At 66.8% G+C, this 7,780-nt stretch carries 5 protein-coding genes; 2 read left to right on the top strand and 3 right to left on the bottom strand.

Features of this window, described 5'->3' with window-relative positions; genetic code table 11:
• Nucleotides 1-35: 35 nt before the first annotated feature.
• From BKY26_RS12130 to BKY26_RS12120, 3 genes are all read right to left on the bottom strand, one after another.
• Nucleotides 36-1,367, bottom strand: coding sequence for a CoA transferase (locus BKY26_RS12130; RefSeq protein WP_071690653.1), 1,332 nt, complete (start codon nt 1,365-1,367; stop codon nt 36-38).
• Entirely contained in the window at nt 1,364-2,887 is a 1,524-nt protein-coding gene (locus tag BKY26_RS12125; protein ID WP_071690652.1) for a malonate--CoA ligase, read from the bottom strand. Before BKY26_RS12125 ends, BKY26_RS12130 begins: the two co-directional genes overlap by 4 nt.
• Before the next feature lie 66 nt (nt 2,888-2,953).
• On the bottom strand, nt 2,954-4,444 hold the full coding sequence (locus BKY26_RS12120; protein WP_227435013.1) for an amidase: 1,491 nt from the start codon (nt 4,442-4,444) through the stop codon (nt 2,954-2,956).
• A gap of 51 nt (nt 4,445-4,495) precedes the next feature.
• On the opposite strand from BKY26_RS12120, the gene BKY26_RS12115 reads away from it, so the two are divergent.
• The gene (locus BKY26_RS12115) at nt 4,496-6,352 is read left to right on the top strand and encodes an ATP-binding protein (RefSeq protein ID WP_071690651.1); all 1,857 of its coding nucleotides are present in this window, start codon (nt 4,496-4,498) and stop codon (nt 6,350-6,352) included.
• The gene (locus BKY26_RS12110; RefSeq protein ID WP_071690650.1) at nt 6,349-7,695 is read left to right on the top strand and encodes a sigma-54-dependent transcriptional regulator; all 1,347 of its coding nucleotides are present in this window, start codon (nt 6,349-6,351) and stop codon (nt 7,693-7,695) included. The genes BKY26_RS12115 and BKY26_RS12110 overlap by 4 nt, the downstream gene beginning before the upstream one ends.
• Nucleotides 7,696-7,780: the final 85 nt, after the last annotated feature.

Below are 7,780 nucleotides of genomic sequence, written 5' to 3'. Positions count from 1 at the left end.
GGGTGGGCGGGGCGTTCGTCTGCGGCCCCTTCTGCTCACCATGCCGGTGCTGAACTTCCCAGATCACAGGCTGGCCGGTCCCACCTCATCGGCACCCCGGACAGTACAAGCGGCGGCAGCAACCGGCGCGCAGGTCCCCAAGGCGTGGCTTCAGGCTCTGGGCTGAACTCCGCGTCTCCCGCAGATGCAAAGCCCCCGCGCGCATCCGCCGGGTACTGCGCCAGCAAGGCTGCCGTGCGGGCGAGTGACAGGCGGGCATTCCTCAGTCCCCTGCCCGCAACCGCATCGCGCAACGCCGCCAAGGCGGCCCCCGCCATCAGGTAGCCCGTGGCGTGATCCAGCGCCTGCACCGGCAGGGGCGTCGGCCTGTCCGCCCCGGCCCAGTCCATGCCCGCCTGAGCGATTCCCGCCGACATCTGCACGAGGCTGTCATAGCCACGACGCAACGCCCACGGGCCGGTCCAGCCGTAGGCGCAAAGCCGAATCTCCATCACCTGCGGCGCGACCCTGGCCCGCCACTCTGCCCCCAATCCCAGTTTCTCCAGCGCATCCGGGCGATAGCCGTTCACGAAGAGATCCGCACCGGCCAGAAGTTCTGCGAACCGCGCCTGCCCTTCCGGGCTGCGCAGGTCGAGCCGCGCACAACGCTTGCCGAGAGTCACGTCGGGGGCAAGGCTCGGCTCTTCCCAATCCACCGGGTCGATGCGCAGAACATCCGCGCCGAACCCCGCCAGCGCCCGCGTGGCCACCGGTCCCGCCAGAATGCGCGTCAGATCGAGAACGCGCAGCCCCTTCAACGGCCTCTCCGGCGTGCCGCCCCAGTCTCGGATCTTCCCCTCGCGCGGGGCCTCCCATGTCACCAACGGTTCAGAGATCGCGGCGGCACCCTGCGGGTGCCGACCCCATGCCGCGATGCTGCGCATCTCGGCCGCAACCCCGCCCTCAGAGACAACCGCCGCCTCCAGCTCCGCCGCACTCCAGCGCCCCACGGCGCGCGTCACCGCTTCGCGGGTTTCCGCACATCCCAGGGCACGGATCGCGGCGGCCCGGTGATGAGGCGCATTGGTGTGCAGTTTGATCCAGCCATCAGCCGCCCGGTAATCCCCGGCGAGGTCATCCCAGGCCGGTGGCAGTTGCCATCCCTGCGGGTCGATGGAGAAGGAGAACCAGAGAGAGGCAAGGCGGCGGTTCACGGCAACCTTCGGCACGTCACCACCAAGGGCGGCACACAGGGACGCAACACCCTGCCCGACCGACGCCACCGAGGCCGAGGCCAGATCGCTGACCGCGAAACAGGACGGCAGGCTGCCCTGCCCGGTTTCCGTCCAGTCCCCGCCATGGCCAAGCGCGTCGTCGATCTCTCTCATGCAAACAAAGCCTTATACTCTTCCCGCAACGCCGCTTTCTGCACCTTGCCCATGGTGTTGCGTGGCAGTTCCGGCAGAACGATCACCCGCTTGGGTTGTTTGAACTTCGCAAGTTCCCCAGCAATCGCCGCAATGAGACCCGCCTCGGACAGCTCCGCGTCTGCTTGAGGCACCACGACAGCCACCACCGCCTCGCCGAAATCGGGATGGGGCACGCCGATCACGGCGCTTTCCAGCACGCCGGGCAGGTCGTCGATCTTCTCCTCGATTTCCTTGGGATAAACGTTGAACCCGCCCGAGATGATCAGATCCTTCGCGCGGCCCACGATGTGAACGTAGCCATCCTCGTCGATCTTCCCCAGATCGCCGGTGATGAAGAACCCGTCCTCGCGCAGCTCCTCGGCCGTCTTCTCCGGCATCTGCCAGTATCCCGCGAAGACATTCTCACCGCGCACCTCCAGCACGCCGATCTCGCCCTGTGGCAGCGCTTTCCCGGTTTCGGGGTCGCAGATCTTCAGCTCCACCCCCGGCAGCGGAAAGCCCACGGTGCCCGCCCGCCGGTCGCCGTCATAGGGGTTCGAGGTGTTCATGTTGGTCTCGGTCATGCCGTAGCGTTCAAGGATCGCGTGGCCGGTGACGGCGCGCCAGCGATCATGGGTTTCGGCCAGCAGCGGCGCCGATCCCGACACGAAGAGCCGCATGCCCTTCGTGGCCTCGGCCAATCCCTCCTGCTGTAAAAGCCGCGTGTAGAAGGTGGGCACCCCCATCAGCGCCGTGGCCTCAGGCATCGCCGCCATGATCGCAGCGGCATCGAAGCCCGGCAGGAAGATGCAGGCCCCGCCCGCCATCAGCGTCACGTTGGTCGCCACGAAAAGCCCATGGGTGTGGAAGATCGGCAGCGCGTGGATCAGCACGTCCTGATCCGTGAAACGCCAGTAGTCGCGCAGGGTTTCCGAGTTCGACGCCAGCGCCCGATGGGTCAGCATCGCGCCTTTGGAGCGGCCCGTGGTACCCGAAGTGTAGAGGATCGCGGCCAGATCCAGCGGCCCGCGCGGCACCGGGTCGAAGCCGGGCACCTCCGCGTCGCGCGCATCGCGCAGCGTGCCTGTGCCATCGGCAGCGATGGTGCGAAGCTGCGCAACGCCACAGTCCCGCGCCACTGGAATCAGCGCCTCCAGCTTCTCCGGATCGCAGACGAAGAGCGCCGGGGTGGCGTCACCAAGGAAATACCGCACCTCAGCCGGGGTATAGGCCGTGTTCAGCGGCAGGAAGACCGCCCCGGCCAGTACGCAGCCGACGTAAAGCTCCAGCATCTCCTGCGTCTTGGGGGCCTGCACGGCCACCCGGTCGCCCGGTTTCACCCCCATGTGGCGCAGGGCCGAGGCCATGCGTTCGGCATCGTGGAAGAAGGCCCCGTAACTCACCGCCCGTCCGTCCGAGGCATGGGTCAGGAACGTCCGGTTCTCCTTGCCGGCGGAAGCGCGGCGCAGCCTGTGGGCGAGGTAATTGCTGTCATACATCGGGCCGGTCCTTTCCAGTCGTCACCCTGTTCTGATGCCGCGAAATCGGCCCCGCCCGCAAGGGGCTCAGCCTTGGGGTTGTATGGGATCTATCGGGCCAAGCGGCCCGCCGCAGGCGACCTCCACCGCGCGCGCCACCTGCAAGAGCCGCGCCTCGCCCCGCGGGCGTCCGATCAGTTGAATGCCGACGGGAAGGCCGCCCTCCGAAAGGCCCACGGGAACGGAGACCGCAGGCAGACCAACCGTTGGAGACAGGAAGGAAAACTTGAGCCAGTCGATATAGTCTGTCAGCGGCTGGCCATCCATCTCGCGCGGGAACTCCTCCTCGACCGGGCCGGGCATCAGCCCCACCACCGGGCAGGCCAGCACGTCGAACTGCTTCAGGAAGGCCGCCATCCGGTCGAAGAGATCCGACTTGACCATATGGGCATGGGTCACGTCATCGACCGTCAACTCGCGCCCCTGCTGGATATTCTGGGCCAGTGTCGGTTTGTAATGGCGCTGGATGTGCTCGGGCTCGCGCCCGGTGCCGCTGATCCAGAGCAAGCCCCGCAAGGTGCGGTAGGCCCGGTCCAGCCCCGGCAGCTCCGGGCAGTCCTCCTCCACAACGCCTCCCGCGCGGGCCACCTGCGTCAAAGCGCGTCGAAGATGCGCCTCTACCTCCTCCGAACAGGGGGCGAAGCCGCCAAGCGTGGGCGCAAACGCGATGCGGACCTTTTCATCGGCGCGCAGCACGGCCTGTTGAAAGGGTTCGTCCGGTGGCGGGAAGGAAATCGCCCAATCCGGGTTGAAACCGGCCATCGCATCCAGAAACAGCGCGCAGTCGCGCACGGACCGCGCCATCGGGCCCTGCACCGCCTCGGGGTGAAAACGGTTGCCCGAGGGGCCGGGGCTGACGAGGCCGGGGCTGGGGCGGAACCCCACGACACCGCAGAAGGCGGCAGGCGTGCGCAGGCTGCCCGCAAGGTCGGACCCATGCGAAAGCCACAGCTCTCCGGTGGCCAGCGACACCGCCGCGCCGCCGGAACTGCCGCCTGCGTTGCGCGACGTGTCCCACGGGTTGCGGGTCGCCCCGAAGACCGCGTTGAACGTGTTGGCACCCGCGCCCATTTCCGGCGTGTTGGTCTTGCCGAGGACGACCCCGCCCCGCGCCTCCAGCCGCTGCACCAGCGGATGACTGGCGGCGGGCACGTGATCGGCGTAGCCGAGCGTCCCCCAGGTGGTGCGCACGCCTTCGACCGGGGTCAGATCCTTGATGCCGATGGGCAGCCCGGCCAGCCAGCCGGGATGATCGGCTTGGGCGGGGTCCGGCACCGCCGCCCGCGCGCGCGCCTCGCAGGTCGTCACCACAGCGTTCACCGCAGGCTCCACCGCCGCGATCCGCGCCATCGCCGCGTCGATCAGCTCGCCGGGCGAGACCTCGCCCGCTTTCAGCATCGCCACCACCTCATGCGCGGGTTTCGCGCAGATCTCCGGCCCCGTGAACTGCGTCCCGACCATGTGTTCGCCTCCCTGTTTTGCCTCACCATGGGCGATGCGCGCGGCAATGAAAACCATGATCACGCGGGGTCTGGGCAATCGCTGCGGCGCACCGCATAATTGCCGCCCATGGGACGACGCCTGACCAGAAGCTTCGGCAGCACGCCTGCCCTGCGATCACTGCTGGTGATCGTGGCGTTGGCGGTTGGGATCAGCCTTGCCGCCCTGCCCCGGCTGGAACGCTATTTCCTTCTGCAAGCAGCGGCGCGGGAAGAATCGACCCTGCGGCTTGCCACCGAGTCCCTGCGCGGCGCCCTCAACCGGACAGATGTGCTGCCCCGGCTGTTGGCCGAACGCCCGATTCTGACCCGCATCCTGCGCGACCCGGACAATCAGGGGTTGGTGCCCTATGCCAATGAACAGCTGCGCCAGACGGCCCTGACGCTGAACGTCGCCGATATCTGGGTGATGGATGGGGACGGACTGACCATCGCCGCCAGCAATTACCGGCGCGAGACCTCTTTCGTTGGCAGGCGGTTCGATTACCGGCCTTATTTCACCGACGCCCTCACCGAAGGACGTGGCCGGTTCCATGCGCTTGGCACCACCTCGGGCCAGCGTGGTTATTACTTCGCGGCCCCGATTCTGGATGGCACCGAGATCGTGGGGGTCGTAGCGGTCAAGATCCTGATGGATGAGTTCGAGGCCACCTGGCGCGACAGTCCCAACACCATCGTCGTGACCGACCCCAGCAACGTGATTTTCCTGTCTGACCGCACCGATTGGCATTTCAACAGCCTCGGGCCGATCCCGGAACCGGCGTTGGACACGATCGCCGCCACGCGGCAATACCCGCTGGACCGGCTGCAATTGCTGCAAACCGAACGGCGCGCCCTGACACAAGGCCATGATCTGCTGACCGTCACGGGGGGCGACGGGCGCGAGGAGTTCGTCACCAGCACCGGGTTGATCGCTGCCGTCGGCTGGCGCGTGTCGGTGCTGACGCCGACCGGCCCGGCTTTGCTTCAGGCCCGCCAGACCATGGCGCTGATCGTGCTCGTCTTCCTGTTTGCCGGGCTGGTCGCGGTCCTGTTCCTGCAACGGCGTGCGCGGCTTGTCGAACGGCTGGAACAGCAGCGCCAGCATCGCGAACAACTGGAACGCCGCGTGGCCGAGCGCACTGCTGATCTCAACACGGCCAATGCGCAGCTGGTGCAGGAGGTGGAAGAACGCCGCGCCACCGAGCAACGCCTGCGCCAGACCCAGACGGAACTGGTGCAGGCGGGCAAGCTGGCGGCCCTTGGCCAGATGTCGGCGGCCCTGAGCCATGAGTTCAACCAGCCGCTGGCCGCCGTGAAGGCCTATGCCGAAAACGCCGCCACCTTCCTCGACCGCGACCGACCCGAGGACGCGCGCAAGAATGTCGGGCTGATTTCACAGATGGCCGACCGGATGGCCTCGATCTCGAAGCATCTGCGCAATTTCGCGCGGCGACCGCAGGAAAAGATCGGGCCGATCCCGCTATTGGCGGTTCTGGGCGATGCGCTCGACCTGATGGCGCCCAAGCTGAAGGCCGCGAAGGCGACGGTCCACTACGATCCGCCCGCGCGGGAAATCATGGTCATGGGCGGGCGCGTTCGGCTGCAACAGGTGCTGGTCAACCTTCTGTCCAACGCGCTCGACGCGATGGAGATGATGGACAGGCCCGAGATCGAGATTGCCATTTTGGGCGATGGAACCCGGTGGCGGGTCGAGATGCGCGACCGGGGTCCGGGGCTGACCGAAGACACGCTGACCCATATCTTCGATCCGTTCTTCACCACCAAAAGCCCCGGCAAGGGTCTGGGCCTTGGCCTGTCGATTTCCTACAATATCGTGCGCGATTTCGGCGGCACTCTGGCCGCCCGCAACCACCCCGAAGGAGGCGCCGTGTTCATCGTCGATCTGGCCCAGGCCCCGGATCAACAGGCAGTGGCCGCCCAATGACCCGCGAAACCATTCTCTTTGTCGATGACGAGGACCACCTGCGGCTGTCGGCGGAACAGACGCTGCATCTGGAGGATCTGGACGTCACCTGCTTTTCCGATGCCGCAACCGCGCTGTCGCATGTGGCGCGGGACTTTCCGGGCATTCTGGTGACCGATATCCGCATGCCCGGCATGGACGGGCTGACCCTGATGGCCAAGGTGCTGGAAATCGACCCGGAGTTTCCCGTGATCCTTGTCACCGGTCACGGCGATGTGGATCTTGCGGTTCAGTCGATGCGCGACGGGGCCTATGATTTCCTCGAAAAGCCCTATGCCCCGTCCCGGCTGGTGACGACCGTGCGCCGGGCGCTGGACAAGCGGCGGTTGACACAGGAAAACCGGGCGCTGCGGCGGCAGGTGGGCGCGCGCGACACGATCGAGGCGCGGCTGACCGGGCGATCCGAGGTGATGACAAAACTGCGCGCGCAGGTCCGGGCCATCGCCGCGACCGAGGCCGATGTGCTGATCCAGGGTGCCACCGGCACCGGCAAGGAGGTCGCGGCCCGCGCGATCCACCGCGCCAGTGCCCGCGATGGCAAGCCCTTCGTTCATATCAACTGCGCCGCCCTGCCCGCCGATCTGATCGAAAGCGAGCTTTTCGGGCATGAGGCAGGCGCCTTCCCCGGTGCCACCCGCGCCCGGTTTGGCAAGTTCGAACACGCGCGCGGCGGGACGGTGTTTCTTGATGAGATCGACGCGATGAGCCAGCCGGTGCAGGCCAAATTGCTGACCGCGATCCAGAACCGGACGGTAACACGGCTTGGCTCCAACGACCCGATCGCGCTGGATGTCCGGTTCATCGCCGCCTCCAAGCAGGATCTGGAGGCAGAGGCCGCCGCGGGCACCTTCCGCCCCGATCTGCTCTATCGCCTGAATGTCGTCACCCTGCGCATCCCCGATCTTGAGGACCGGCGCGAGGATATTCCCCGGCTGTTCACCCATCTGGTGGCCGAAGCCGCTGCCCGCTACAAGCTGCCGATTCCGGAGATTCCCGGTGCCGTGCTGACCGCCGTTGCCGCCCGCAAATGGACCGGAAATGTGCGCGAGTTGCGCAACGCCGCCGACCGCTTCGCATTGGGGCTCGATCTGGATATCGGCAACCCGGCGTCATCCGGCGCTGAGGGCCGCAGCCTGGCCGACAGCATGGCAGAGCATGAAAAATCCCTGATCGCAGCCAGCCTGACGGCCCATGGCGGCAGCCTGAAAGACACCTATGAATCGCTCGGGCTGAGCCGCAAGGCGCTGTATGAAAAGATGCAGAAACACGGGCTGTCGCGCGGGTCATTCACCGACGAGGGCTGACATATCCGCGCGATGTGTCGCCTTCGGAACACCCGAAGGCCCGTTTTGTCCCCTGCACGACCCATCCGTCAGGTTTTCTTTGCAT

It is taken from the genome of Nioella sediminis, from assembly GCF_001879695.1.
GTDB lineage: Bacteria > Pseudomonadota > Alphaproteobacteria > Rhodobacterales > Rhodobacteraceae > Nioella > Nioella sediminis.
The sequence above is the reverse complement of the archived record's forward strand: the minus strand, read 5'-3'. Positions and strand labels throughout refer to the sequence as shown.